The 23,794-nt window shown below is 64.9% G+C and carries 29 protein-coding genes and 2 tRNA genes; 24 read left to right on the top strand and 7 right to left on the bottom strand.

Going from position 1 to position 23,794, the window contains the following annotated elements; translation table 11 throughout:
- The first annotated feature begins 8 nt into the window (after positions 1-8).
- The 16 genes from rplF to WG898_RS02625 all read left to right on the top strand — a co-directional run bounded on the left by rplF (position 9) and on the right by WG898_RS02625 (position 9,504).
- A complete protein-coding gene (rplF, locus tag WG898_RS02700; RefSeq protein WP_285235114.1) occupies positions 9-542 on the top strand; it encodes a 50S ribosomal protein L6 in 534 nt (177 codons plus the stop codon).
- An 11-nt stretch (positions 543-553) separates the two neighbouring features.
- A complete protein-coding gene (gene rplR / locus WG898_RS02695) occupies positions 554-919 on the top strand; it encodes a 50S ribosomal protein L18 (RefSeq protein WP_285235115.1) in 366 nt (121 codons plus the stop codon).
- A gap of 18 nt (positions 920-937) precedes the next feature.
- Complete coding sequence (rpsE, locus tag WG898_RS02690; RefSeq protein ID WP_339601228.1) at positions 938-1,456, top strand: 30S ribosomal protein S5; 519 nt, start codon at positions 938-940, stop codon at positions 1,454-1,456.
- Positions 1,457-1,476: 20 nt separating this feature from the next.
- Positions 1,477-1,659: a 50S ribosomal protein L30 gene (gene rpmD, locus WG898_RS02685; protein ID WP_285235117.1), complete on the top strand. Its 183-nt coding sequence runs from the start codon at positions 1,477-1,479 to the stop codon at positions 1,657-1,659.
- A gap of 26 nt (positions 1,660-1,685) precedes the next feature.
- Complete coding sequence (gene rplO, locus WG898_RS02680) at positions 1,686-2,117, top strand: 50S ribosomal protein L15 (RefSeq protein ID WP_285235118.1); 432 nt, start codon at positions 1,686-1,688, stop codon at positions 2,115-2,117.
- Positions 2,118-2,137: 20 nt separating this feature from the next.
- Positions 2,138-3,448 carry a preprotein translocase subunit SecY gene (gene secY / locus WG898_RS02675; protein WP_285235119.1) on the top strand — a complete coding sequence of 437 codons (1,311 nt, stop codon included), beginning with the start codon at positions 2,138-2,140 and terminating at the stop codon, positions 3,446-3,448.
- A gap of 48 nt (positions 3,449-3,496) precedes the next feature.
- On the top strand, positions 3,497-3,715 hold the full coding sequence (infA, locus tag WG898_RS02670; protein ID WP_009855680.1) for a translation initiation factor IF-1: 219 nt from the start codon (positions 3,497-3,499) through the stop codon (positions 3,713-3,715).
- A 58-nt stretch (positions 3,716-3,773) separates the two neighbouring features.
- Entirely contained in the window at positions 3,774-3,887 is a 114-nt protein-coding gene (rpmJ, locus tag WG898_RS02665) for a 50S ribosomal protein L36 (protein WP_077036445.1), read from the top strand.
- Between the two features lie 34 nt (positions 3,888-3,921).
- Entirely contained in the window at positions 3,922-4,287 is a 366-nt protein-coding gene (gene rpsM, locus WG898_RS02660; RefSeq protein ID WP_124448784.1) for a 30S ribosomal protein S13, read from the top strand.
- Between the two features lie 28 nt (positions 4,288-4,315).
- The gene (gene rpsK, locus WG898_RS02655; protein ID WP_056194196.1) at positions 4,316-4,720 is read left to right on the top strand and encodes a 30S ribosomal protein S11; all 405 of its coding nucleotides are present in this window, start codon (positions 4,316-4,318) and stop codon (positions 4,718-4,720) included.
- Between the two features lie 219 nt (positions 4,721-4,939).
- Positions 4,940-5,563, top strand: a complete 624-nt coding sequence (gene rpsD, locus WG898_RS02650) for a 30S ribosomal protein S4 (RefSeq protein WP_339601227.1) — start codon at positions 4,940-4,942, stop codon at positions 5,561-5,563.
- A gap of 139 nt (positions 5,564-5,702) precedes the next feature.
- Complete coding sequence (locus WG898_RS02645) at positions 5,703-6,692, top strand: DNA-directed RNA polymerase subunit alpha (protein ID WP_285235121.1); 990 nt, start codon at positions 5,703-5,705, stop codon at positions 6,690-6,692.
- 102 nt (positions 6,693-6,794) lie between these two features.
- The gene (rplQ, locus tag WG898_RS02640; protein ID WP_285235122.1) at positions 6,795-7,190 is read left to right on the top strand and encodes a 50S ribosomal protein L17; all 396 of its coding nucleotides are present in this window, start codon (positions 6,795-6,797) and stop codon (positions 7,188-7,190) included.
- A gap of 173 nt (positions 7,191-7,363) precedes the next feature.
- Positions 7,364-9,247, top strand: a complete 1,884-nt coding sequence (gene dsbD, locus WG898_RS02635) for a protein-disulfide reductase DsbD (RefSeq protein WP_339601226.1) — start codon at positions 7,364-7,366, stop codon at positions 9,245-9,247.
- A gap of 38 nt (positions 9,248-9,285) precedes the next feature.
- Positions 9,286-9,362: transfer RNA gene (locus WG898_RS02630), tRNA-Met, on the top strand.
- Positions 9,363-9,427: 65 nt separating this feature from the next.
- A tRNA-Met gene (locus WG898_RS02625) sits at positions 9,428-9,504 on the top strand.
- 12 nt (positions 9,505-9,516) lie between these two features.
- Here WG898_RS02625 and WG898_RS02620 read toward each other — a convergent pair.
- Genes WG898_RS02620 through WG898_RS02610 form a run of 3 tightly spaced genes read right to left on the bottom strand, consistent with a single transcriptional unit; the run spans position 9,517 to position 11,418 of the window.
- A complete protein-coding gene (locus WG898_RS02620) occupies positions 9,517-10,407 on the bottom strand; it encodes an RDD family protein (protein WP_339601225.1) in 891 nt (296 codons plus the stop codon).
- Positions 10,376-10,963 (bottom strand): tRNA-uridine aminocarboxypropyltransferase, encoded by a 588-nt coding sequence (locus WG898_RS02615; RefSeq protein WP_339601224.1) that lies wholly within the window; start codon positions 10,961-10,963, stop codon positions 10,376-10,378. Before WG898_RS02615 ends, WG898_RS02620 begins: the two co-directional genes overlap by 32 nt.
- Positions 10,960-11,418 (bottom strand): Lrp/AsnC family transcriptional regulator, encoded by a 459-nt coding sequence (locus tag WG898_RS02610; protein WP_339601223.1) that lies wholly within the window; start codon positions 11,416-11,418, stop codon positions 10,960-10,962. The genes WG898_RS02615 and WG898_RS02610 overlap by 4 nt, the downstream gene beginning before the upstream one ends.
- 144 nt (positions 11,419-11,562) lie before the next feature.
- Here WG898_RS02610 and WG898_RS02605 point away from each other — a divergent pair, with 144 nt between their 5' ends.
- Positions 11,563-12,477, top strand: coding sequence for a DMT family transporter (locus WG898_RS02605; protein WP_339601222.1), 915 nt, complete (start codon positions 11,563-11,565; stop codon positions 12,475-12,477).
- A gap of 1 nt (position 12,478) precedes the next feature.
- Here the strand turns inward: WG898_RS02605 and WG898_RS02600 are convergent, their stop codons facing one another.
- Together WG898_RS02600 and WG898_RS02595 are read right to left on the bottom strand one after the other, a co-directional pair.
- Positions 12,479-13,066 (bottom strand): ProQ/FINO family protein, encoded by a 588-nt coding sequence (locus tag WG898_RS02600; RefSeq protein ID WP_339601221.1) that lies wholly within the window; start codon positions 13,064-13,066, stop codon positions 12,479-12,481.
- A gap of 125 nt (positions 13,067-13,191) precedes the next feature.
- Positions 13,192-13,395 (bottom strand): hypothetical protein, encoded by a 204-nt coding sequence (locus WG898_RS02595; protein WP_339601220.1) that lies wholly within the window; start codon positions 13,393-13,395, stop codon positions 13,192-13,194.
- 253 nt (positions 13,396-13,648) lie between these two features.
- Between WG898_RS02595 and WG898_RS02590 the strand changes: the two genes are divergently transcribed.
- The 5 genes from WG898_RS02590 (at position 13,649) to WG898_RS02570 (ending at position 19,570) form a co-directional block, all read left to right on the top strand.
- Positions 13,649-15,415, top strand: a complete 1,767-nt coding sequence (locus WG898_RS02590; protein ID WP_339601219.1) for a hypothetical protein — start codon at positions 13,649-13,651, stop codon at positions 15,413-15,415.
- Positions 15,416-15,482: 67 nt separating this feature from the next.
- On the top strand, positions 15,483-16,577 hold the full coding sequence (locus WG898_RS02585) for a phosphatase PAP2 family protein (RefSeq protein WP_339601218.1): 1,095 nt from the start codon (positions 15,483-15,485) through the stop codon (positions 16,575-16,577).
- A complete protein-coding gene (locus WG898_RS02580) occupies positions 16,568-18,556 on the top strand; it encodes a S8/S53 family peptidase (RefSeq protein ID WP_339601217.1) in 1,989 nt (662 codons plus the stop codon). The genes WG898_RS02585 and WG898_RS02580 overlap by 10 nt, the downstream gene beginning before the upstream one ends.
- A 51-nt stretch (positions 18,557-18,607) precedes the next feature.
- A complete protein-coding gene (locus WG898_RS02575) occupies positions 18,608-18,976 on the top strand; it encodes an ArsR/SmtB family transcription factor (protein ID WP_339601216.1) in 369 nt (122 codons plus the stop codon).
- A gap of 33 nt (positions 18,977-19,009) precedes the next feature.
- A complete protein-coding gene (locus tag WG898_RS02570) occupies positions 19,010-19,570 on the top strand; it encodes a thymidine kinase (RefSeq protein WP_339601215.1) in 561 nt (186 codons plus the stop codon).
- A gap of 16 nt (positions 19,571-19,586) precedes the next feature.
- On the opposite strand, the gene WG898_RS02565 is transcribed toward WG898_RS02570, so the two are convergent.
- Positions 19,587-19,826, bottom strand: coding sequence for a hypothetical protein (locus WG898_RS02565; RefSeq protein ID WP_285235132.1), 240 nt, complete (start codon positions 19,824-19,826; stop codon positions 19,587-19,589).
- 140 nt (positions 19,827-19,966) lie between these two features.
- On the bottom strand, positions 19,967-20,734 hold the full coding sequence (locus tag WG898_RS02560) for an enoyl-CoA hydratase/isomerase family protein (protein WP_339601214.1): 768 nt from the start codon (positions 20,732-20,734) through the stop codon (positions 19,967-19,969).
- A gap of 238 nt (positions 20,735-20,972) precedes the next feature.
- Here WG898_RS02560 and WG898_RS02555 point away from each other — a divergent pair, with 238 nt between their 5' ends.
- The gene (locus tag WG898_RS02555) at positions 20,973-22,010 is read left to right on the top strand and encodes a branched-chain amino acid ABC transporter permease (RefSeq protein ID WP_339601213.1); all 1,038 of its coding nucleotides are present in this window, start codon (positions 20,973-20,975) and stop codon (positions 22,008-22,010) included.
- A gap of 5 nt (positions 22,011-22,015) precedes the next feature.
- Complete coding sequence (locus WG898_RS02550; RefSeq protein ID WP_339601212.1) at positions 22,016-23,794, top strand: branched-chain amino acid ABC transporter ATP-binding protein/permease; 1,779 nt, start codon at positions 22,016-22,018, stop codon at positions 23,792-23,794.

The raw sequence follows: 23,794 nt of genomic DNA, 5'->3' as shown, positions 1-23,794 counted from the left end.
GACAGACAATGTCCCGCGTAGGAAAAATGCCGGTCGCCGTCCCGCAAGGTGTGGACGTGACGATCACCGCTGAGCAGATCAGCGTGAAGGGCTCCCTGGGCACGCTGGTTCGTCCGGCCAATGCTCTGGTGAGCGTGAAGAACGACGCTGGCAAGCTGACCTTCACTCCGGTGAACGAGTCGGCCGATGCCGATGCGCTGAGCGGCACGATGCGCGCCCTGGTGGCCAATATGGTCAGCGGTGTGAGCAAGGGCTTCGAGCGCAAGCTGAATCTGGTCGGCGTGGGCTATCGTGCCCAGGCTCAAGGTCAGAAGCTGAACCTGCAGATCGGTTTCTCTCACCCCGTGGTGAAGGACATGCCGGCTGGCATCAAGGTTGAGTGCCCGACCCAGACCGAAATCCTGATCAAGGGTGCGGACCGCCAAGTGGTGGGTCAGATCGCCGCTGAAGTTCGCGCGATCCGTCCTCCCGAGCCTTATAAGGGCAAGGGCATCCGCTATTCCGACGAGAAGGTCTCCCTCAAAGAGACCAAGAAGAAGTAAGGAGCAGCGCCATGTTGACCAAAAAAGAACAGCGCATCCGTCGCTCGCGTCAAACCCGTGCACGTATCGCCGTGCAACGTGTGGCTCGCCTGACGGTGTTCCGCTCCAACCTGCACATCTACGCCAGCGTCATCTCCGACGACGGTTCCCAGGTGCTGGCCAGCGCCTCGACTGCCGAGAAGGAAGTCCGCGCTCAGCTGGGCGCCGATGGCAAGGGTGGCAACGTCGCTGCTGCGACCCTGATCGGCAAGCGTATCGCCGAAAAGGCCAAGGCTGCTGGCATCGAGAAAGTGGCTTTCGACCGCGCGGGCTTTGCCTACCACGGTCGTGTCAAGGCTCTGGCCGAAGCTGCTCGTGAAGCCGGCCTGCAGTTCTGACGCATAAAGGAATTCGAAATGGCAAAGTTTCAAGCACGTGCGCAGACTGAAGGCAATGACGACGGCCTGAAGGAAAAGATGATCGCGGTCAACCGCGTCACCAAGGTGGTGAAGGGCGGCCGCACGCTGTCTTTCGCAGCGCTGACGGTGGTGGGTGACGGCGACGGCCGTATCGGCATGGGCAAGGGCAAGGCGAAGGAAGTTCCGGTCGCCGTGCAGAAGGCCATGGAGTCGGCACGCCGCAATATGGTCAAGGTGAACCTGCGCAACGGCACCATTCACCACAGCGTGAATGGCGAGCACGGCGCTGCCCGCGTCATGATGATCCCGGCCAAGACTGGTACCGGCGTGATCGCTGGTGGCCCGATGCGTGCCGTGTTCGAAGTGATGGGCGTGACCGACATCGTGACCAAGAGCCACGGTTCGACCAACCCCTACAACATGGTTCGCGCCACGCTGGACGCGCTGAAGCGCTCCACCACGGCAGCCGAAGTGGCAGCCAAGCGCGGCAAGTCGGTCGAAGACATCGTCGGCTGATCGCTGCACTGGAGAGACACATGTCTGACAAGAAAACTCTGACGGTCAAGCTGGTTCGCAGCCCCATCGGTACGCGTGCATCGCACCGCGCCACCGTGGCTGGACTCGGCCTGCGCAAGATGAACAGCACCAGCGTGTTGGAAGACACGCCCGCGGTTCGCGGCATGATCAACAAGATCGCCTACCTCGTGCAAGTGCTCTAAGCACATCACGGACTAAGGACAACAAGATGCAACTCAATACCATCAAGCCTGCCGCTGGCGCCAAGCACGCCAAGCGTCGTGTGGGCCGTGGCATTGGCTCGGGTCTGGGCAAGACTGCCGGCCGTGGCCACAAGGGTCAAAAGTCGCGCGCCGGTGGCTACCACAAGGTCGGCTTCGAAGGCGGCCAGATGCCCCTGCAGCGTCGTCTGCCCAAGCGTGGCTTCAAGTCGCTGGCTCGTCCCTTCAACGCCGAAATCACGCTGAGCGATCTGCAAGGCCTGGCTGGCGATGAAATCGACGTGCTGACGCTCAAGGCCGTGGGCCTCGTGCCCGAGCTGGCCAAGAACGTCAAGGTCATCCTGTCGGGCGCCATCAGCCGCAAGGTCGCGCTCAAGGGCGTGGCTGCGACGGCTGGTGCCAAGGCGGCCATCGAAGCCGCTGGCGGCTCGGTCGCCTAAGGCGGCAAGGGATCAGGCGAGTGGCTACCAACGCAAACCAACTGGCCAAGAGCGGCAAGTTCGGCGACTTGCGTCGCCGGCTTGTGTTCCTGCTGCTGGCGCTGGTGGTGTACCGACTCGGGGCGCATATCCCCGTGCCTGGTATCGATCCGGCGCAGCTGCAGCAGTTCTTCAAGGGTCAGGAGGGTGGCATCCTGAGCCTGTTCAACATGTTCTCGGGCGGTGCGTTGTCGCGCTTCACCGTCTTCGCGCTGGGCATCACGCCCTACATCTCGGCCTCCATCGTCATCCAGTTGATGACGTATGTGCTGCCGCAGCTGGAGTCGCTGAAGAAGGAAGGCGAAGCAGGGCGTCGCAAGATCACGCAGTACACGCGTTACGGCACGCTGGGTCTGGCCATTTTCCAATCGCTGAGCATTGCGCTCGCGCTTGAAAGTTCGCCTGGCCTGGTGATTGCGCCTGGTTTTGGTTTCCGCCTCACCGCGGTGACGAGCTTGGTGGCCGGAACGATGTTCCTGATGTGGTTGGGCGAGCAGATCACCGAGCGTGGTCTGGGCAACGGGATCTCGATCCTGATCTTCGGCGGTATCGCCGCGGGTCTGCCTGGCGCGATTGGTGGCTTGCTGGAGTTGGTGCGTACCGGTGCGATGGGCCCTGTGTCCTTCCTCATCGTGGCTGCCATCATCGTGGCCGTGACTTATCTGGTGGTGTTTGTCGAGCGCGGTCAGCGCAAGATCTTGGTGAACTACGCCAAGCGCCAGGTCGGCAACAAGGTCTACGGTGGTCAGTCTTCGCACCTGCCGCTCAAGCTGAACATGTCGGGTGTGATTCCGCCGATCTTCGCGTCGTCGATTATCCTGTTGCCGACCACGCTGGTGAGCTGGTTTGCCACGGGTGACAGCATGCGCTGGTTGAAGGACATCGCTGACATGCTGCGTCCGGGTCAGCCGATCTATGTGCTGCTCTACGCTGCTGCGATCGTGTTCTTCTGCTTCTTCTATACGGCGCTGGTGTTCAACAGCCGTGAGACCGCAGACAACCTGAAGAAGAGCGGCGCCTTCATCCCCGGGATTCGTCCTGGTGAGCAGACCGCCAAGCACATCGACAAGATCCTGTCGCGTTTGACCATGGCTGGCGCCATCTACATCACCGGTGTGTGCCTGCTGCCTGAGTTCCTGACGCTGAAGTACAACGTTCCGTTCTACTTCGGCGGCACCTCCCTGTTGATCATCGTCGTGGTCACCATGGACTTCTGGGCCCAGGTTCAGTCTTACGTGATGAGTCAGCAGTACGAGTCGCTGCTGAAGAAGGCAAATTTCAAGGCTGGCTGAAAGGCCGACCTGAAGGTGAATTAGACCAACTGAGCAAGAAGCGTAGGCATGGCGAAAGACGACGTCATACAGATGCAGGGTGAGATTCTGGAGAACCTCCCCAACGCTACGTTTCGAGTGAAGTTGGAGAACGGCCATGTCGTTCTCGGTCACATCTCCGGCAAGATGCGTATGCACTACATACGCATCCTCCCTGGTGACAAAGTGACCGTGGAGCTGACGCCGTACGATTTGAGTCGTGCTCGCATCGTGTTCCGGGCGAAGTGAGCTAAGGTTTCCCCGGGCACGCTGTTTGAGCGTTAATGAGTAGGTCAAGGAGCAGACCATGAAAGTTTCGGCATCCGTCAAGGCAATGTGCCGCAATTGCAAAGTCATCCGCCGCAAGGGCGTGGTGCGTGTGATCTGTACAGATCCGCGCCACAAGCAGCGCCAAGGCTGATTGCTGCACGACACGAGCGAATTAGAGGACGCACATGGCACGTATTGCTGGTATCAACATTCCGCCGCAAAAGCACACTGAGATCGGTCTGACTTCGATCTACGGCATTGGCCGTACGACCGCACAGAAGATCTGCACCACTTGCGGCATTCCGTTCGACAAGAAGGTCAAGGACCTCACCGACGCTGATCTGGAAAAGATCCGTGACGAAGTGGGTCGCATGACCATCGAAGGCGATCTGCGCCGTGAGATGTCGATCAACATCAAGCGTCTGATGGATCTGGGCTGCTATCGCGGCTTCCGTCACCGCCGTGGCCTGCCGATGCGCGGTCAGCGCACGCGTACGAACGCACGTACCCGCAAGGGTCCGCGTAAGTCCGCCGCTACCGGCAAGAAGTAACGCGCGGCCCCACTGAAGAAAGCTCATCATGGCAAAAGCACCCAATAACTCGGCTGCCCAGCGCGTTCGCAAGAAGGTTCGCAAGAACGTTGCCGACGGCATTGCGCACGTCCACGCTTCGTTCAACAACACCATCATCACCATCACCGACCGTCAAGGCGGCGCCCTGTCCTGGGCTTCGTCGGGTGGTCAGGGCTTCAAGGGTTCGCGCAAGTCGACGCCCTTCGCTGCCCAGGTGGCTGCTGAGGTGGCGGGCCGCGCCGCTCAGGAACAAGGCATCAAGAACCTCGACGTCAAGATCAAGGGCCCCGGCCCTGGCCGTGAGTCTTCGGTTCGTGCCCTGGCTGCACTCGGCATCCGCATCAACTCGATTTCCGACGTGACGCCGGTGCCGCACAACGGTTGCCGTCCGCAGAAGCGTCGTCGTATCTAAGATTTCGTCTTTAGTGCGATAATCGCGGTTTTGACCCCCGCGCCGGCGGGCACGCAAGTGCCGCGCCGGCTGTTTTGCTGAGGCCCATGACGCATCCCCCGGATGTCTCGAAAGCCTCCTAAGACCACCGTTCGAGCCTAGAAAAACACTGGCCGGACTCGCGCAAGCTCAGCTGCTTACTGCGGCAGACCTGCGTCAGATTGAACAAGGACACGCAAAGTGGCACGTTATCTCGGCCCCAAGGCCAAACTTTCCCGCCGCGAAGGCACCGACCTGTTCCTGAAGAGCGCCCGCCGCGCCATCAGCGACAAGGCCAAGTTTGATTCCAAGCCTGGTCAACATGGTCGCACTTCCGGTCAGCGCACCTCGGACTTCGGTCTGCAACTGCGTGAGAAGCAGAAGGTCAAGCGCATGTACGGCGTGCTGGAGCGTCAGTTCCGCCGCTACTTCGCCGAGGCCGAGCGCCGCAAGGGCTCGACCGGCGTGAACCTGCTGACCCTGCTGGAATCGCGTCTGGACAACGTCGTCTACCGCATGGGCTTCGGCTCGACGCGCGCTGAAGCACGTCAGCTGGTCTCGCACAAGGGCATCACCGTGAACGGTGAAGTCGTGAACATCGCTTCCTACCTGGTCAAGGCCGGTGACGTGGTCGCCGTGCGCGAAAAGGCCAAGAAGCAGCTGCGCATCATCGACGCGTTCAAGCTGGCTGATTCCATCGGCCTACCGGCCTGGGTTGCCGTGGACGGCAGCAAGCTAGAAGGCGTGTTCAAGAAGGCTCCGGACCGTGATGAATTCGGTGCTGAAATCAACGAATCGCTGATCGTTGAGTTGTACTCGCGCTAATCGACCCGTGTCTGCCGAGCGGCTCCTGAGGGGCCTGCTCGGCTGTTCCTCGTCCGGGTCTGGCTATTGCTGGCCTGCACCCGGTTGGTCCATCAGCCTTATCGGTGTAACGAACCGAGGGTATTGAAAGAAAGACCTCATGCAAACCAATCTGCTCAAACCCAAATCCATCAATGTGGAGCCCCTGGGCGGTCACCGCGCCAAGGTCACCCTGGAGCCGTTCGAACGCGGTTATGGCCACACCCTGGGCAATGCCCTGCGCCGTGTGCTGCTGTCCTCGATGGTGGGTTATGCGCCGACGGAAGTCACGATCGCTGGGGTGCTCCACGAGTACTCGGCCATCGATGGCGTGCAAGAAGATGTCGTTCACATCATGCTCAACCTCAAGGGTGTGGTGTTCCGTCTGCACAACCGTGAGGAAGTGACCCTGGTCCTGCGCAAGGAAGGTGAAGGCCCGGTGACGGCTGCCGACATCCAGACTCCGCACGACGTCGAGATCATCAACCCGGACCACGTGATCGCCCATCTGTCGCAAGGCGGCAAGCTGGACATGCAGATCAAGGTCGAGAAGGGCCGTGGCTATGTGCCCGGCACGATGCGCCGTTACGGCGACGAGCCGACTAAGAGCATTGGTCGTATCGTGCTGGACGCTTCGTTCTCGCCTGTGCGCCGCGTCAGCTACGCCGTCGAAAACGCCCGCGTTGAGCAGCGTACCGATCTGGATAAGCTGGTCATGGAAATCGAAACCAACGGTGCGATTTCGCCCGAGGAAGCGATCCGTGCCTCGGCCAAGATTCTGGTTGAACAGCTCGCCGTCTTCGCTCAGTTGCAAGGCACCGACCTGGTCGACGCCTTCGACCAGCCGGCCCAGCGCTCCAGCAGCTTCGACCCGATCCTGCTGCGCCCGGTCGACGAGCTTGAGCTGACGGTGCGTTCGGCCAACTGCCTGAAGGCCGAAAACATCTACTACATCGGCGACCTGATCCAGCGTACCGAGACCGAGCTGCTGAAGACCCCGAATCTGGGTCGCAAGTCGCTCAACGAAATCAAGGAAGTGCTGGCTTCGCGCGGCCTGACCCTGGGTGCCCGCCTGGAAAACTGGCCGCCGCAAGGCCTGGACAAGCGTTAACAAGTAGTTTTGAAAGTGGCTGGGGCGCTGACCAACCCCAGCCGGTGCACCCGGCAGTACCTGATACGGCTGCCGGCGATTATTTAGGAAAGGAAAAGCACCATGCGTCACCGTAACGGACTCCGTAAGCTCAACCGTACCAGCGAGCACCGCGCCGCCATGCTGCGCAATATGGCTGTGTCGCTGCTGCGTCACGAAGCCATCAAGACCACGGTCCCCAAGGCCAAGGAACTGCGTCGCGTCGTTGAGCCCCTCATCACGCTGGCCAAGGTGGCTACCGTGGCGAACCGCCGCCTGGCCTTTGCCCGCCTGCGCGACCGCGAAATCGTCACCAAGCTCTTCAACGAGCTGGGCCCGCGCTACAACACCCGTCCGGGCGGCTACACCCGCATCTTGAAGATGGGTTTCCGCGTCGGCGACAACGCTCCGATGGCGTTTGTCGAGTTGGTGGATCGCCCCGAAGTGGCCGAAGCCACCGTGGAAGCCGCTGCAGAATAAATTCATCTGCAACGCGCATCGAGAAAGGCCAGCACCAGCTGGCCTTTTTTTCGTCTGCAGCAAGGTCTGCCGTAAGACCTAAGGCGGCCAGTCTTGAATGGCGCTAAGCTGCGCGCTTCGCTTGAGCGGGCATGCCGTAGGCCTGCATTCGAGCTCACATCCTGCTGATCTTCATGTCCATCCTGCGTCGCCTATTCTTCTTCGTACTGCTCGGCCTGGCATCCGCTATTGCCGTGCATGCCGATGATTTCCTCGAGCCCGAACAAGCCTTCAAGCTGGCGGTGCGCGCTGTGGATGAACGCAGCGCCGAAGTCAGCTTCATCATTGCGCCCGGGTATTACATGTACCGCGACCAGTTCAAGTTCGAACTGCAGGGCGCCGGGCAACTGGGCGCCGTGAGCATTCCCGATGGCAAGAAGAAGTACGACGAGACCTTCCAGAAGGAAGTCGAGGTCTACCGCGATGGCCTCAAGGTGCGCGTGGCGATCGAGCAGGGGGCGCCCATTCTTGAACTGCGCGTGACCGGCCAGGGCTGTGCCGACAAGGGCCTGTGTTACCCCCCCATGACACGTCCCGTCGCGTTGAGGCTCAAGCAGTTCGGTGGCGACGGCTCGGCGAGCCTGCTGCCTGCTGCCGAAGGCTTTGGCAGCTTTGGGGCGGCGAGCGGGAGCGGCGAGTTGTCGCCCGCCATAGACACTGTGGCCAAGTCGATACCGAGCGGTGCGGCCGACAAGCCGGCTAACCGGCTCGATGAGGTGCTGCAGTCCGGCCGCTTCTGGCTGGTGGTGGGCCTGTTCTTCATTGGCGGCGTCGGCCTGTCGTTGACGCCTTGCGTGTTGCCCATGGTGCCCATCCTGGCTTCCATCATCGTGGGCGGCGGCGGCAAGGTTTCGCGCGGTCGTGGCTTTGCGCTGGCGCTGGCCTATTCCCAAGGCATGGCCTTGGTCTATACCGCCCTGGGCATCGCGGCCGGCTTGGCGGGCGAGGGCCTGGCGGCCTATTTCCAGTCCACCCCGGTGCTGATCGTGTTCGGCCTGGCCCTGCTGCTGTTCGCGCTGTCGATGTTCGGTGCCTACGAGCTGCAACTGCCCAGCCGTTTTGCCAACAGGCTCAACGACACCACGCAAAAGCTTGAGGGCGGTCGCTTCGCGGCGGTCTTCCTGATGGGGGCGGTGTCGGCGATTCTGGTGAGCCCATGCGTCACGGGCGTGCTCGCCAGTGCCTTGCTCTATCTCAGCAAGAGCCAGGATGTGGTGCTGGGCGGTTCGGCCCTCTATGCCATGGCCAATGGCATGAGCGTGCCGCTGCTGCTGCTGGGGCTGTCGGCGGGCACCTTGCTGCCGCGCGCCGGGCCGTGGATGGATGGCGTGAAGCATTTCTTCGGCATGCTGCTATTGGCGGTGGCGCTCTGGACGGTGCAGCCCGTTCTGCCTGACGCGCTCCACCAGGCCCTTGTGGGCGCCCTGCTGGTCGGCAGCTCGCTGGCCCTGGGCCTGTTCAAGCCCTGGCATGCAGGTGCTGGCCCGCGTGCATGGTTGCGCAAGACGCTCGCGTTCGCGGCGCTAACCTTTGGCCTGTTGCAATGGGTGGGGGCCGCCGCGGGAGGCACCGATCCGTTCAAGCCACTGAGTGGCGTGAGCCTGGCGCAGGCGTCGACGCTCAAGAGCGGCGCGGTCCCGCTTGCCGCGGGCGCATCGGCCGATTTGCCGTTCAAGCTTGTTCACGACGTGGCCGAGCTCGACCAGATCCTCAAGACTGCCGGCAAGCCGGTGATGCTTGATTTCTACGCCGATTGGTGCAAGTCCTGCAAGGAGATGGAGCGTTTCACTTTCAGTGAACCCGCGGTGCAGCAACGGCTCGCGAAGGCGCTGCTCTTGAAGGCCGACGTCACGGCCAACTCGGCGACCGATCGCGAACTGCTCAAGCGTTTCAAGTTGTTTGGCCCGCCCGGCACCATCTTCTTCAGTCCTGCCGGTGAGGAACTGCAGGGCGTGCGCGTGATTGGTTTTCAGGACGCGCCACGCTTTCTTTCTTCGCTAGAAGCCGCCGGGCTCTGACAAGACTCGCAATAGTGCGCTATACTGCTAGCTTCAGTCGCGGGGTGGAGCAGTCTGGTAGCTCGTTGGGCTCATAACCCAAAGGTCGTAGGTTCAAATCCTGCCCCCGCAACCAAATAACAGAACTTCGGTTCGGCAAGAGCCGCTCACCAGTCGGGCGGCTTTTTTGTTCAGATCAGTCGCGGGGTGGAGCAGTCTGGTAGCTCGTTGGGCTCATAACCCAAAGGTCGTAGGTTCAAATCCTGCCCCCGCAACCAAGTCAAAAGCCGCTAATTGCTAGCGGCTTTTTCGTTTCCGGCGTTTGCCTCGCCCCCTGCCTGCATGGCCAGGCGCGCAGGATTGCGCAGATCAATCACCACCGTGTGCGCCGTCTTGTCCTCGATGGTCTGGCAGTTGCTGTCCCAGAAGATCTGCAGAAAACCCATGAAGCCGGTGGCCATGCCGGCGGCGTACCCGCCATAGCGCTTGAAGCAGGTCATCAGCGTCAGCGGTTTGCCGGTCAACTCGACCACGCGCAATCCGAGCAGGCGTTTGCCAGCCGTCTGGCCGGGCCAGGCCACCGGCAGGAATGTGAAGTACAGCAAGGCCCAGCCGTAGCTGAGTCCGATTTCATCGATCCAGTGCTTGATCTGGCCGCGCAAGTCCAGCGGTTGTTTGGCGCGCTCCTTGGCGAGCTTGGCTTCCAGTTCGGCGATGCGCCGGTCCTTGCTGTCTGCCTCGTCATCCGTGCTCGCCGACTCCGCAGCCTCATGCGGTCGGGCGGCGTGCGGTTCACGGGTCAGGTCTTGCCAAGTCTGCTGCGCCCCCAGCGCCAGCATCACAGCGACGACGGCCCAGCCGATCCGGCGTGGCTTCTCGGGCTTGCGGCGCAGCCAAAGCAAGCCACCGACGCCGGTGGCACAAAGCCACCAGATATTGCCAAGATTGGATGTCAGCGAGATCAACAGCAGGTCGATGAGCATTGCCATCGCCCGCTTGGCCGGCGTGGCCAGCGGCTTGCCGAGCAACTCGGGCGCCACGTTCAGGTCCTCGGGCGTGACCCAGGCACGCACGTCGGTGCTGCGGGGGCTGATCAATGCGCGCATGTGTTTCGGTTGCCAAGCATTTTTCGATCGCGGACTGTAGCGCTCATTGGCGCTGCCGTTCCAGTTCGCGCGCAATGAAGGCTTCAAAGCTCTGCCAAAGCGGCTGCCAGTGCGCCGGCCTGCCCTCGAGTTGCTGCAGGGCACAGGCCACGGCCTCCAGCGTGGAGAGCTGATGCTTGGCATGTGCGCGCCGGATGCGGTAGGCCGGTGCTGGCAGGCTCTGTAGCGGCAGCCGTGGCAAGGCCTGCAGCCAGGGGTTTTGATAGAGCAGTTTGCGGCTCTTGCGCCAGGTGCCGTCCAGCACGATCAGCCGCAGTCCTGCCAACTGGGTCAGACGCGTGACGTCCGGTGGCGGACCCGCCGGCAACATCGCGTCGGCGGGGCTGCTCGGGTAAAGCAACAGGCTGTAGCGCCCATTTGTGTCTGGATCGGGCGCAAACTGCTCGCCCACACGCAGCTCGCAATGCTGCAAGGACAGCAACAGCAGGCGCGCCGTGCCCTTGGCCTGCCGCTTCTCCGAGGGGTGCTGCAGGATCAGCACCCGCACCCGATTCGACACCGGCTGCACCAGTTCGCACAGGCAGGCGCTCAGTGGGCGCTCGCAGCGCGGGCAGAGGGCGCGGCGGCTCACAGCGATTTGAGCGGCAGCGCCGCGCCGCTCTTGACGCTGCGGATGGCGAAATTGCTGGTAATGTCCTGCACCATGGGATGGGCCTGCAACTTGCGCACGCTCTGCTCATAGTCGGGCAGGTCGCGCACGACGACCTCAAGCAAATAGTCGTGTGCGCCCGACACGACGTGGCAGGCCACCACCTCACGCATCGCCTGCATGGCCGCCTCGAACAGGCGCACCGCGTCCTCGCGATGGTGCATCAGGCGCACGTTCACGAACACGGTGGTGGCGAGCTGCAGACGCTGGCGGTCCAGCACGGCGCGGTAGCCGGCAATGTACCCGCCTTCCTCCAGGCGCTTGAGTCGCCGCGCGCAGGGCGTGGGTGAAAGCGCCACGCGCTCGGCCAACTCCGCGATGCTGAGCCGGCCTTCGGCCTGCAGCAACTCGAGCATTTGCACATCGATGCGATCCACAGCGTGCCTCCTTGGAGGGAAAACGCCTGATTCTCGCAGTCATTGGTGAATTCGCGCGCAGATGAAGCAGCGATGGGGAAAAGCTGGTCGATTCGGCTCGAGCTTGCTCGAGAAAATGCGTTCTGGTAGTAACCCTAGGTCCACATGCAAATAGTTCCCCACCCCGTCCCCGCCACCGCCGGCATGAGCGCCAGCTTCGGTCGCGAGCGCCGCGATACCGCGGGCTGGATCGCCCTGGGCGTCACGGTGTTGATCTGGGCCGGCTTCTTTGTCTCGCTGCGCGCCGGTGCGCGTGCACAACTGGCGCCGGCCGAACTGGCATTGGTGCGATTCCTGCCGGCCGGCTTGGTGTTCGCACCGGTGCTGTGGATGCGCTGGCGCCGCCTTGCCGCTCTGCCGTTATCGGCTTGGCTGAGCATCGTGGCCGGTGCCGGCCTGCCTTACTTCTTGATTGCTGGTTGGGGCATGAAGCATGCGCCGGTGCTGGACGGCAGCACCCTGATTCCAGGCACCATTCCCCTGTTCGTGGCCCTGCTCAACGCCCTGCGCCTTGGTCGGGCCGCCTTGTCCAAGCCAGCACCACTGGTCATGATTGCCGCGGGCGTAGCCTGCTTGCTGGCCTTTAACCATGGCCATGGTGGCCTCGCTCAGGGCTATGCCCTGTTTCTGCTGGGCAGTCTGATGTGGGCCAACTACACGCTGGCGCTGCGCCGTGCTCAGCTGGCGCCCGTCGAAGCGGCTGCGCTGATCTCGTGCGTGTCGCTGCTGCTGCTGGCGCCCTGGTTGCTGCTGCATCCGCCGCTGGGCCTGCTGAGCATGTCGGGGCACGACATGCTGCTGCACGGTGCCATCCAGGGCCTTGGCGTGGGGCTGGCGTCCACCCTGTGCTATTCCTACGCGATCGCGCGCCTGGGCGCGCAACGTGCGGCCACGGGTGGCGCGCTGGCCCCCGTGCTGGCGGCCCTGATGGCCATGCCCTTGTTCGCGGAGTTCCCCGGCCCGGTGTCGGTGATCGGCATGGTGCTGATCGTGGCCGGGGTGATCTGGACGCAGCGTTGAGCTACTGCGCCTCGGGCTTGGCCTTGGGCCGACGCTGATCGGCCCGGCGCGGCGCCGGCCGGCGCACCGGCGTTGGTACGGCACGACGAGCCTTCTCTTCCTCACGCGCCTGCTCCAGCAGGGGCTCCAGCGCCTCGGGGGCAATACCCTTGAGGGCGCAGAAATTGGCCGGTGTCAGCGTGGTGCGCGAGAAATCGTGCAGGAGCTGGGCGCGCTGGCGCTGCTGCTGTTCTTCCTCGGCGCGGCGTGTCTCGGTCAGATTGCGGCGGCGCGCCAGCTCCTGCACGGCCGCATCGCGGTGTTCCTGGCTCAGCTCACCGGCTGGCTGGCCATCGAGGTCAAAACGATGCTGGGCCTTGCTGAGCGCGATCAGGTAGCCGGTGCCACCGGTGTAGCGGCGCAAAAAGGCCGACAGCATCTGCTTGGTGAAGACGCCGGGCGCCCGTTCCTGGATGTCGGCTTGGATGCGCAGCTTCAGCGGCTTGGCGCCGCCGCTGAACAAGGCAGGGAACAGTTGCTTGAGCTGGGCAGCGCAGGCGGCCGGGCTCTGATCGACCGGCGCGGCGGGCTGCGGATTGGGAGACGACATGGATGGCGCCGGCTGGCGGCTTTGTGAGCAGGAAAGGCGGCATTGTGCCCATGCCGCGCCAGCCCTGGCAAATCTCACCCCATTCAGTCGAGCCGCTGCCGTGACCGCAGCGTCGTCAATGCGCGCTACTTGCCCGTGCTGCAACCAGGTTTGCAGACCACCTCGGTGCGCCCGAGGATGCGCTTGGACTGCAGGCTGGTGGGTGGGCGGTGCTTGCCGCACTTGAAGCAGGAGCGGGTGTGGCCGCTGCCCAGAAACGGTGATCCCCCCAACTTCGACTCATAGCGCAGGCCGTCTTCGCTGACGCTGGTGTAGGTGTCTTTGCTCATTGTGGTGGCTGTCTGGTTCGAGCCCGTACCGCCTTGTGTGCGGTCGGTCCCGGTTGTGATGGTGGTCGCTTGCTTCCCTCTCGGCTCATATTAGGCGCTCCGCTTGTGACAGCGCCATCTCGCTTGCCCGGGGGTCATGCGATAAACAACCAGCATGTGGCTGGCCAAGGTTACGGCCGTGTCTAAAAAGCACCGCCACGGCTTGCTGTGGCTCGGGCGTATCCCGCACAATCGCCCTCAGCAAGGGGGTGCTGTGGAGACAGGCTACTCTGAGTCGCATGCACTGGACGCCGGCGCATCGCAGCACGCGATGAGCAGCCTGGCGATACTGGCCGACGCCGGACATGATGCCCCGCCCCTGCGTACCCATGTGATATGGCGCCAGGTGCGCGAACAGGTCCACGAGGCCGTGGGTAGCCAGCCCGGCTTCAGCGTGGCCAGCGAAGCGCCCGACTGCATCGTGCTGCGCGACGGCCCGCCACTGGCCATGCTGGCCTTGGCGCGCAAGCTGCGCCAGGGCTTGCTGCCCATGAGCGGCAAACCCGGCGACATCGCCTTGCGTTTTGGGCTGCACGCCCACCCCGTGCCGGAAAGCCTGGAGGCCGATGCCAGCGAGTTGCTCGTGGCACGCCGGCTGGCCTCGCTGGCCGAGGCGGGCGGCCTGTGGTTGTCCGCTCAGGCCTGCGATGGTGTGAGCGCCCGCCTGGATGCGGAATTGGAAGATCAGGGCGAGGCCAGCTTGCGCGTGGGGCTGGACCCTTGCCATGTGTTTCGGGTCTTGGACGATGCACCCTGGTTGCCCGCCGAGCGCGCCGGCCCTGGACTGCTGCCCAGCATTGCCGTGTTGCCCCTGCAGGTGCTGGGCGGCGAGCCGCAGTTCGCGGTGGCGGGGGATCTGTTCGCCGATGCCGTGATCACGGGGCTGTCGCGCTCCAGCCATTTGCGCATCATCACCAGGCTTTCCAGCGCCGCGTTCAGGAATCGCCAGCAAGCGGTTGCCGACATCGGTGCCAAGCTCGGCGCGTCGCATCTGTTGCGGGGGCAGTGCAGCGTCGGCATGGGGCAGCGTCTCTTTCTGGAGCTGCAGTTCTTCGAGGTGGCCAGCGGCCGTCCCATCTGGGCCGAGCGGCTCTCATGCGACATCGGTGACCTGCTGCGCGGCGACGCCGAGGTGGTTGGGCGCGTGGTCGAGGACGTCAATGCCTTGGTGGTGTCCGGCGCCTTGCGCGCGGCCCAGCTGCCCAACTGGGACAGCGTGCAGGACTACAGCCTGTTGCTGGCCGGGATAACGCAGTTGCACAAACTGTCGCCGCCCACATTCCGGCAGGCGCGTGTGCTGCTGGAGCATGTGCATGCCTTGCATCCGCGGGCCGCCGAGCCGCTGGCCTGGTTGGCCAAATGGCATGTGATGAGCGTTGCGCAGGGGTGGACCCATGCCGACGAGGGCTATGAGGCTGCACATGCGGCCACGCAGTCGGCGCTGCAGGCGCAGCCCGAGCATGCGCTCAGCCTCGCGATGGACGGGCTGGTCGAAGGCTTTCTGCGCGGTGAGCTCGAGACCGCGCGGCTGCGCTACGACGCTGCCCTGCAGCAAAACCCCAGCGAGGCCCTGGCCTGGCTGTTCAAGTCGGCCCTGCTCAGCTACCAGGACCAAGGCCAGCGCGCGGCCGAAGCCGCCGCCGTGGCCCTGTCGCTCTCACCGCTGGACCCCTGGGCCTACTACTACGACGCCTTCGCCGCCAACGCGATGCTGGCCGCTGGGCGCTTGCACGAATGCATGAACCTGGCGCAGCGATCCATCCGCGCGCGCGGCAACCACTATCCGACCTATCGGGCGCTGGCAATCGCACAGGTGTTTGCCGGCCAGTTGCCGGAGGCGCGCCAATCGGTGCAGCGCCTGCTCAAGCTGAATCCCGGCTACAGCCTGCATGAATTTCGGCAACGCTATGCGGGGCGCCAGGCGGCGCACGCGGATGCTTATGCGCAGGCACTGCGCGAAGCGGGGCTGCCGGAGCATTGAAACAGGGCGCGGTGGCCGCGATGGCGTCACCGGTGCAACGCTTGCTGCCATCGTCTGAAGGTGAAGCATGGCCACGACCGTCGAGCTTTCATTTCCGAACCAGTCCTCGTTCTCGCGGCGCTTCGCGCACGCCCCCGGTTACTCGTTCAGCCAGGCGCAGGCAGTGGCCGCGACGGGCGGGCCGGGCGAAGACCCCATGGTCAGCAGTGCGCTGGTGGAGACCAGGCTGGCCTTGCTGCAGGGCGGTGGCCTGGACGCCATGGGCGGCCCGGGCGACCGCGGCGGGCCTCCCGAGATGCCGGCGCTGGACCAGCCCGCCGCACTGCTGCGCTGGGGGGAGCAACCGCGCGCTGCCCTGCTGACCTTTGAGTTGCTGGGCTCGGTGCGCTTCGGCTGTGACGGCAAGACCGGTGAGGCCAGGCTGAGCTGCCCGACGGGCCTGATCGCCTCGCTGACCCGTCCCGAGTCGGACTATTTCCTGGCCCAACTGCCGCTGGTCGAGGCGCAGACGCCACGGCGTGAACCGCGCCTCAACGAGATCATCGCGCAGACCCAGGCACCATGGCCGTTCTTCGCCTCGGTAGTGGGCCTGCAACCGGGGCGACACAAGCGCAGCATCGAATTCATCGACACCGCACTGGCGCTGACCTATGCGGTGGTGATGAGCTTCAAACATGCGCTGGCCTGCCCGCGTCCGCATGAGTATTCGGCCGCCATCCAGCCCGTCATTGAGGTGCCGCAGCATGCCACCTTGCCGGCCGGGCACGCCGCGGAATCGCATCTGATGGCGCGGCTGTTCAGCGCCCTGGTGCCGGGTTTCGAGGGCCATCAAGGTGCCACCTATCTGCGCCGGCTGGCCGGCCGAATCTCGGAAAACCGCGTTATTGCGGGCGTGCACTTTCCGATCGATCTGGTGGCCGGTCGTTTGCTGGGCGAGGCGGTCGCCGACTACCTGCTGGCGGGCCTGGGCGCGATGGCGGGCGGGCGCCGACAGCCACGCCGCTTCGTCCTGCCTGCCGACGCCCAGGGCGGGCAGGGTGGATTTGATCCGATGGCCGCGGGCCCGGGCGTCGGTTGCTATCTGGATGAAGCGATCGCGCAGCCCCTGTGCCTGCCCTTGCTGGCGGAAATCTTTGCCCAGGCGCGCAAGGAATGGCCATGATGCAGGCGCCGGCGCGCTGGAGTGAGCCAGGTGCGGCGGCCTGGCTGGTGCCGGGTTTCGATCCCTATGCATGCTGGAGCATTTGCACCGGCTTCAGCGGCCATGCCGCCCTGGCCGATGGCAAGGGGCTGCTGCCCCTGTTGGTGAAGCGGCGACCCGATGCTGCGTGGGCGAGCTTAGATCGCTTTGGCATCTTCAGCCACACGCCGGAACCTAACAGTCAATTTGCCTGCCTGTGGGTGCCCATCGAACGGGTCGAGGCGCTCAGCGAGGAATTGGGCCGGGGCATCGAGGCCCTCGAGATGTCGCTGCCGATTGCCGCCGGACCCGTGGAGGAGCGCCATATGCGGCCGGCCGCGACCGCCGGCCAGCCACAGCACACCGTGGCCGTGATCGACAAGGGCGGTGGCGCCTTTTTGCATGCCAACTTCCGCCATGCGCGCGCGGGCGACGGCGCCGCGCATACCCGCATCGCCGCCTTCTGGGATCAGGGCCATGGCAACGTGGCGGGCACCTGGCAGGGCCCGGATTTTGCCGCCTATGGGCGCGAGCTGCGTGCGCCACAGATCGACGCGCTGCTGGCCAAGCGCGAGCACCATAGCGAAGCCGATCTCTACCGCAAGCTGGGGCATTTCGGTACCCCAGCTGAGCCCGTGCCCGTCAGCGACCACGGCAGCTTTGTGCTCGACTGTGCCGCCGGGCTGCCCGAGCCCCAGGCCTACCGGGACAGTGCCAAGCCACAAGTGGCCGACAGCGCGAGCGCTGCCGCGCTGGTCTATGTGTCGATTCCCGATGTGCAGGCCCAGGACGGCACTTGTGGCGGGCCGGCGGTCTACATCCTTGACGGCCTGCGCTATGCGATGGCCAACAGCGACCCGACGGGGCGCCTGATCGTCAATCTCAGCGTGGGCGTGCAGGCCGGGCCACATGATGGCCGCTCGCTGCTGGAGCAGGCCATGGACGAACTGCTCACCCAGCCTGGCGAGCGTGCGCTGAATATCGTGATTGCGGCCGGCAATGGTGCTCGCCAGGCCTTCAATGCGGGTGGCCAATTGGCCGCGGGGGCTGGCACGACCCTCTATTGGCGCAGCATGCCGGGCGACAGTACCGACAGCTTTCTGGAGTTCTGGTGGCCCGAGTTGCCCGAGCCGGGCGAGTCTGAGGCCGGACCGAGCCTGCGGCTGCGCTCGCCCGATGGGCAGGAGTCCGCGCCGGTGCGGCCCGGCCAGGCCAGCCTGTTGATGCGCGACGGCCGACCCTTGGCGGCCATCTTTGTGCAAGCGCGTCGGGGCGAGGTGCGCGCGCGTGGCCTGATCGCCCTGGCGCCAAGCGATGGGCCGCGCGGCAGCGGCATGCCGGGCCGTTGGCGCGTCCAACTCGTCAACGAAGGCAAGCAGGCGCTGGACTGGCTCGCCTGGGTGCAGGGTGATCAACCCACCAATGCCAGTGGCGACCTCATGCAGTCGCGCCTGGAGGACATCGACGACGGCAATGCCTTGCTGGGAGGCACGCTCAACGGCATCGCCACCGGCCGGCATTGCCTGGTGGTTGGCGCGAGTCGCCTGGTGGATGGTCAACCGGCGGACTATGGTTCGCGCGGCGGTGACCCCAGATGGCCGTGGCGGCGCGATGTGGATGCCCTGGCCAGCGCCGATGCCTCGGGCACTGCGGATGGGCTGTGTGCGGCGGGGGTCGAGTCGGGCGGCCTGGTGCGCATGAGCGGATCCAGCGTGGCCGCGCCGGTTGCTGCCAGGCAGTTCTTCAACTGGATGTGTGCGCAACCCGCTCGCGCGGCGGGGCACGCGGCGATCAAGGCGCTGCTGGCGCCGGCCGAATCCCCGCCCAACCGCAAGACCTGGGTCCAGGGCGCCGACGGGTCCACGGCTGCGCCAAGCCGTCGGGTGCTCGCGCTGACCCCGGACATGCCGCTCTCGCAATGGAGCTTGGCCAGGCCGACGACAGGCAGTACCGCCGCCTGAGCTTGGCATCAGGCATCATGGCGGCCTGTTCACGAGCCGAGCAAGCGTTCCATGCAAGACCTGCCCCCCGAAGCACTGGACCAGGTGGCCAGCTACTTTCAGGTGCTATCCGAGCCCACGCGCCTGCGCATCCTCAACCTGCTGCGCGGCGGCGAGCGCAATGTGGGTGACTTGGCGACTGCCTGCGAATGCACGGCCGCGAACGTGTCGCGCCACTTGAACCTGCTCACCAAGCAGGGCTTCGTCAGCCGCGAGGGGCGTGGCACCAGCGTCTTCTATCGCATCGCCGACCCCTCGGTCTATGCACTCTGCGATCTGGTCTGCGGCAATATCGCGCGCCAGTTCGAGCAGCAACTGCAGGCGCGCCAGGCCTTTGTGCAGCGCCCGGCGGGCGCGGCGCGCAAGCAGCAGGCCCGCTGAACCGGCGCACCCATTCCACGCATCCGATCCAAGATGGCCAAACTGTTTTTCCGCTATGCCGCCATGAATGCCGGCAAGTCCACCGCCTTGCTGCAGGTGGCGCATAACTACGAGGAGCGTGGCCACAGTGTGCGCATCTTCACCGCCCAGGTCGACGATCGCTATGGGCATGGCGTCGTCACCTCACGCCTGGGGCCACAGCGCCATGCGGAGGTATTCAACGCCGAGACGGATTTCCAGGCCCTGCTGGGCGAGCAGCCGGGCATTGCCTGCATCCTGGTGGACGAGGCGCAGTTCCTCACCAAGGCCCAGGTCTGGGCCCTGCACGAGATCGCGCATCTGCGCAATCTGCCGGCCATCTGCTACGGGCTGCGCACCGACTTCCAGGGCGAGCTGTTCCCCGGATCGGCCACGCTGCTGGCCCTGGCGGACGAGATGGATGAGATGAAGACGATTTGCGACTGCGGTCGCAAGGCGACGATGAATATGCGGGTGGATGCCAGCAACCGCAAGATCACCGAAGGGGCGCAGGTGGAGATAGGCGGCAACGCCCGCTACCGTGCGGTCTGCGGGCGTTGCTTCAGGCAGAGCTGAGCGGGCGTTCCCTCCTTCAGGGCTTCTTGCTCAGCTGCTCTTCCAATTCCTTGCAGGACGGCGCGCAGACGGGCTGCGACTTGCCCAGCAGCTTCTTGGACTTGAGCATCGCGCGCGGGCGATGCTTGCCGCAGAGGAAGCACGACATGGTGGCCGCGCCGAAGGAAGAGGTCGCCGCAAAGGGCGAGCCGGGTGCTTTTGATCGGTAGCGCAAACCATCGGCTTCGATGGTGGTTTTGGTACTGTCCTTGGCCACGCTGGTCCTGAGTAGAGTAAGAGTATTGATGCCAGACGGTTGGCGTCAGCCCCGATTTTCCTCTATCTGGGCCGCGCACCTGTCCAAAGCTCTATTTTCCACCATTGCCGGCCCGCCATGATTGGGGGCAATCCGGTTGTTCAAAACCCACGGAACTGTGGTGCGCGTTTTTCCTGCCAGGCGCGCACGCCCTCGGCAAGGTCCTGCGAGGCCTTGGACGCGGCGATGTCGGCCTGCAGCTGGGCGCCGTCCAACCGGCCGCTGGCGATCGCATTCAAGTGCTGCTTCATGGCCGCCAGCGCCAGCGGTGCGTAGCCGGCCAGGCGCGTGCAAAGTTCCTCGGCCGCGGCCCGCAGTGCGGCGCGGTCGGGCAGCAGCTGGTCCAGAAAACCGCAATCCCGCATGGCCTGGGCATCCAGGGTCTCGCAGGCCAGCAGCACGCGCTTGGCCACGCCCACGCCCAGGCGATTCACATAGCGTTCCAGGCCGCCGCGGTAGAAGTGCAGGCCCAGGCGAGCGGCCGGCACGAACATCTCGCAGCTGGGCACGCCCAGGCGGAAGTCGCAGGCCAGGGCCAGGTCGGTGGCGCCGCCGTAGACGCCGCCCTGGATCGCAGTCACCGTCACCGGGCGGGCGTTCTCCCAGGCGTTGGTGAGGGCCTCGAACAAAGCCCCGGCGTCCACGCCGGGAACTGCTTCCATGGCGTCGATATTGAAGCCGCTGCAGAAATGCTTACCCTCGGCCTGCAGCAGCAGCACGCGCACCGCGGCGTTCGCATTCACCTCGCGCAGCTGCGCGCCAAGCGCCTGCAGGTCCTGCAGTTCGAGGCGATTGGCCACATGGCTGCGTCTGAGGGTGATACGCGCGAGCGCGCCATCGATCTGGAGGGCTGGGATCTTGTCGGGCATCGCCGCAGTCTAGCCGTGCATCTCGCGCCACAAGCCCGAGCAAGGTGCTCGGACATAGGCGCCGCGGGCGACATTTGCCGGTCGTCAGTCTCGTGTCAGAAGCGGGCTCTGCCCTGGGTAAGTCTGCTGGCGTTTACCCCAAATCAATTTCGACCGACCGGTCGGCTGGGAAATTTGCGCTTTGTCAATGCGGCCCTGTACCAGGGGTGCTTGGGGGCATTTTGTTTAGAGTGGGCTCATGGACTTCTCGATAGCAAGCATCCTGATGCTGGATGGCGTGACCAACGGGGCCATTTACGCCTTGCTGGCGCTGGCCACCGTGCTGGTGTTCGCGGTCACCCGCGTGATCTTCATTCCGCAGGGCGAATTCGTCGCCTTCGGGGCGCTCACCATGGCGGGCCTGCAGCTGGGCCAGACCCCGCTGACCGTGCATTTCCTGATCGCCATGGGCGCCCTGGTGGCGCTGCTGGACCTGCTGGCCGGCTGGCGTGCCGGGCAGGCCCTGCCGCGTGCCGTGGCGGCGGCGCTCAAGTCCGCCGCGCCGGCGCTCCTGATCGGCCTGCTGGCGCTCTGGGCGGCACCGCAGAAGCTGCCGCTGGTGCTGCAGGCGCTCTTGACCCTGGCCATCGTCACGCCCATGGGCGGCCTGGTCTACCGCCTGGCCTACCAGTCGCTGGCGGATGCCTCGGTGCTGGTGCTGCTGATCGTCTCGGTGGGTGTGCACTTTGCGCTCACCGGCCTGGGCCTGGTGTTCTTCGGTGCCGAGGGTTCGCGCAACCCGAGCTTCTGGGATGCCAGCTTCAGCGCCGGCCCGCTGATGCTCTCGGGCCAGACCTTGATCATCATCCTGGCCTCGGCGGCGCTGATCCTGATGCTGTGGCTGTTCTTCGAGCGCAGCCTCTATGGCAAGGCGCTGCGCGCCACCGCGGTGAACCGCCTGGGTGCGCGCCTGATGGGCATCTCCAGCACCGCCGCGGGGCGGCTCTCGTTCACCATGGCGGCCTTCATCGGCGCTCTTTCGGGGCTCTTGATCAGCCCCACCACGACGATCTTCTACGACAGCGGTTTCCTGATCGGCCTGAAGGGCTTCGTCGCCGCCGTGTTCGCCGGCCTCTCCAGCTATCCCGGCGCCGCCCTGGGCGCGGTGCTGGTGGGTCTGCTGGAATCCTTCAGCTCCTTCTGGGCCAGCGCCTTCAAGGAAGTGATCGTCTTCACCTCCATCCTGCCCGTGCTGCTGTGGCGCAGCCTGCGCGACCCGCACACGGAAGAACATTGATCGCCATGCAATCGCGCAAACTTCTTCCCGCACTGGGCCTGCTGCTGCTGTTCATGCTGCCGGTCTTGCCGGTGCCCGAGTTCTGGATCACCCAGCTCAACTACATCGGCATGTTCGCCCTCGTGGCCCTGGGCCTGGTGCTGCTCACCGGCGTGGGCGGCCTGACCTCCTTCGGCCAGGCCGCCTTCGTGGGCGTGGGGGCGTACACCACGGCCCTGCTGTCCACGCGTTATGGCATCTCGCCCTGGCTGGCCCTGTTCGCCGGCCTGGCCTGCACCGTGCTGATCGCACTGCTGCTCGCCTGGCTGACGCTGCGCATGTCGGGCCATTACCTGCCGCTGGCCACCATCGCCTGGGCGCTGAGCCTGAACTACCTGATCGCCAATACCGAGTTCCTCGGCAAGTACGACGGCATCCTGGGCCTGCCGGCCCTGAACCTGTTCGGCCTCAGCCTGCAGGATGGCCGCGCGCTCTACTACCTGGTGTGGATCTTTGCGCTCGCGGGCGCCTGGGGCGTGAAGAACCTGCTCGACTCGCGCCCCGGCCGCGCCATCCGCGCCCTCAACGGCGGCACCGTGATGGCCGAGGCCATGGGCGTCTCGACCTTCCGCTACAAGGTCATCATCTTCGTCATCGCGGCCATGCTGGCCTCGGTCTCGGGCTGGCTGTTTGCGCATTTCCAGCGCACCGTCAATCCCAGCCCCTTCGCGCTGAAGATGGGCATCGAGTACCTCTTCATGGCGGTGGTGGGCGGTGTCGGCACGGTCTGGGGCGCCTTCATCGGCTCGGGCGTGCTGAAGATCCTGGAAGACCAGCTGAAGGAGTGGCTGCCGCGCCTGCTGGGCAGCAATGGCAACTTCGAGATCATCGTGCTGGGCGTGCTGTTGGTGCTGATGCTCAAGTACGCGCCCAAGGGCTTGTGGCCTTTTTTCCAAGGCCTGGCGGCACGCTGGCTGCCGGCACGCCGCAGGGCGCGTGATTGGGATGGCGCCGCGCCCCTGCCGGCGCGCGACAAGCCCGAACCGGGCGAGCTGCTGCTCGAGGTCGACAAGGTGCGCAAGACCTTCGGCGGCCTGGTGGCGGTCAACGACGTTAGCTTCAAGATCCGGGCCGGCGAGATCATCGGCCTGATCGGCCCCAACGGTGCCGGCAAGTCCACCACCTTCAACCTGGTCTCGGGTGTGCTGAGCCTGAGCGGCGGCAAGGTCAACTTCCGCGGCCTGCCGGTGGGTGGCCTGAGTTCGCGCCGCATCGCCGAGCGCGGCATGTCGCGCACCTTTCAGCATGTGAAGATGATTGCCGACATGACGGTGCTGGAGAACGTCGCGCTGGGCGGCTATCTGCGCAGCAGCAGCGGCACGCTGCGCGCCATGCTGAGGCTGGACCGCGCCGAGGAGCGCTGCCTGCTCGCCGAGGCCGAGAAGCAGCTCAAGCGCATCGGCATGCAGGGCCAGATGCACGAGCTGGCCGGCAATCTGGCCCTGGGCCCGCAGCGCCTGATGGAGATCGCCCGCGCCCTGTGCACCGACCCCTCCCTGCTGCTGCTGGACGAACCCGCCGCCGGCCTGCGCCACAAGGAGAAGCAGGCCCTGGCCGAGGTGCTGCGTCAGCTCAAGGCCGAGGGCCTGAGCATTCTGCTGGTGGAGCACGACATGGAATTCGTGATGGGACTGACCGACCGCATCGTCGTGATGGAGTTCGGCACCAAGCTGATCGAGGGCACGCCCGAGGAGGTGCAGGCCAGCCCCGAGGTGCGTGGCGCCTATCTGGGAACCGAGCACTGA

The organism is Paucibacter soli (assembly GCF_037482845.1).
In the GTDB taxonomy this organism is placed as follows: Bacteria; Pseudomonadota; Gammaproteobacteria; order Burkholderiales; family Burkholderiaceae_C; genus Paucibacter_B; species Paucibacter_B soli.
Note: the sequence above shows the minus strand (reverse complement) of the source record. Positions and strands in the feature narration are given on the sequence as shown.

Coding starts and splice junctions, on each gene's coding strand:
- rplO (WP_285235118.1), top strand. CDS start 1,686: ATGCAACTCAATACCATCAAGCCTGCCGCTGGCGCCAAGCACGCCAAG.
- WG898_RS02645 (WP_285235121.1), top strand. CDS start 5,703: ATGCAAACCAATCTGCTCAAACCCAAATCCATCAATGTGGAGCCCCTG.
- rpmD (WP_285235117.1), top strand. CDS start 1,477: ATGTCTGACAAGAAAACTCTGACGGTCAAGCTGGTTCGCAGCCCCATC.
- WG898_RS02600 (WP_339601221.1), bottom strand. CDS start 13,066: ATGTCGTCTCCCAATCCGCAGCCCGCCGCGCCGGTCGATCAGAGCCCG.
- WG898_RS02585 (WP_339601218.1), top strand. CDS start 15,483: ATGGCCACGACCGTCGAGCTTTCATTTCCGAACCAGTCCTCGTTCTCG.
- rpmJ (WP_077036445.1), top strand. CDS start 3,774: ATGAAAGTTTCGGCATCCGTCAAGGCAATGTGCCGCAATTGCAAAGTC.
- rpsE (WP_339601228.1), top strand. CDS start 938: ATGGCAAAGTTTCAAGCACGTGCGCAGACTGAAGGCAATGACGACGGC.
- WG898_RS02595 (WP_339601220.1), bottom strand. CDS start 13,395: ATGAGCAAAGACACCTACACCAGCGTCAGCGAAGACGGCCTGCGCTAT.
- WG898_RS02560 (WP_339601214.1), bottom strand. CDS start 20,734: ATGCCCGACAAGATCCCAGCCCTCCAGATCGATGGCGCGCTCGCGCGT.
- WG898_RS02570 (WP_339601215.1), top strand. CDS start 19,010: ATGGCCAAACTGTTTTTCCGCTATGCCGCCATGAATGCCGGCAAGTCC.
- rplF (WP_285235114.1), top strand. CDS start 9: ATGTCCCGCGTAGGAAAAATGCCGGTCGCCGTCCCGCAAGGTGTGGAC.
- WG898_RS02605 (WP_339601222.1), top strand. CDS start 11,563: ATGCAAATAGTTCCCCACCCCGTCCCCGCCACCGCCGGCATGAGCGCC.
- WG898_RS02550 (WP_339601212.1), top strand. CDS start 22,016: ATGCAATCGCGCAAACTTCTTCCCGCACTGGGCCTGCTGCTGCTGTTC.
- rpsM (WP_124448784.1), top strand. CDS start 3,922: ATGGCACGTATTGCTGGTATCAACATTCCGCCGCAAAAGCACACTGAG.
- rpsK (WP_056194196.1), top strand. CDS start 4,316: ATGGCAAAAGCACCCAATAACTCGGCTGCCCAGCGCGTTCGCAAGAAG.
- WG898_RS02555 (WP_339601213.1), top strand. CDS start 20,973: ATGGACTTCTCGATAGCAAGCATCCTGATGCTGGATGGCGTGACCAAC.
- WG898_RS02575 (WP_339601216.1), top strand. CDS start 18,608: ATGCAAGACCTGCCCCCCGAAGCACTGGACCAGGTGGCCAGCTACTTT.
- rplQ (WP_285235122.1), top strand. CDS start 6,795: ATGCGTCACCGTAACGGACTCCGTAAGCTCAACCGTACCAGCGAGCAC.
- rplR (WP_285235115.1), top strand. CDS start 554: ATGTTGACCAAAAAAGAACAGCGCATCCGTCGCTCGCGTCAAACCCGT.
- infA (WP_009855680.1), top strand. CDS start 3,497: ATGGCGAAAGACGACGTCATACAGATGCAGGGTGAGATTCTGGAGAAC.
- WG898_RS02580 (WP_339601217.1), top strand. CDS start 16,568: ATGGCCATGATGCAGGCGCCGGCGCGCTGGAGTGAGCCAGGTGCGGCG.
- dsbD (WP_339601226.1), top strand. CDS start 7,364: ATGTCCATCCTGCGTCGCCTATTCTTCTTCGTACTGCTCGGCCTGGCA.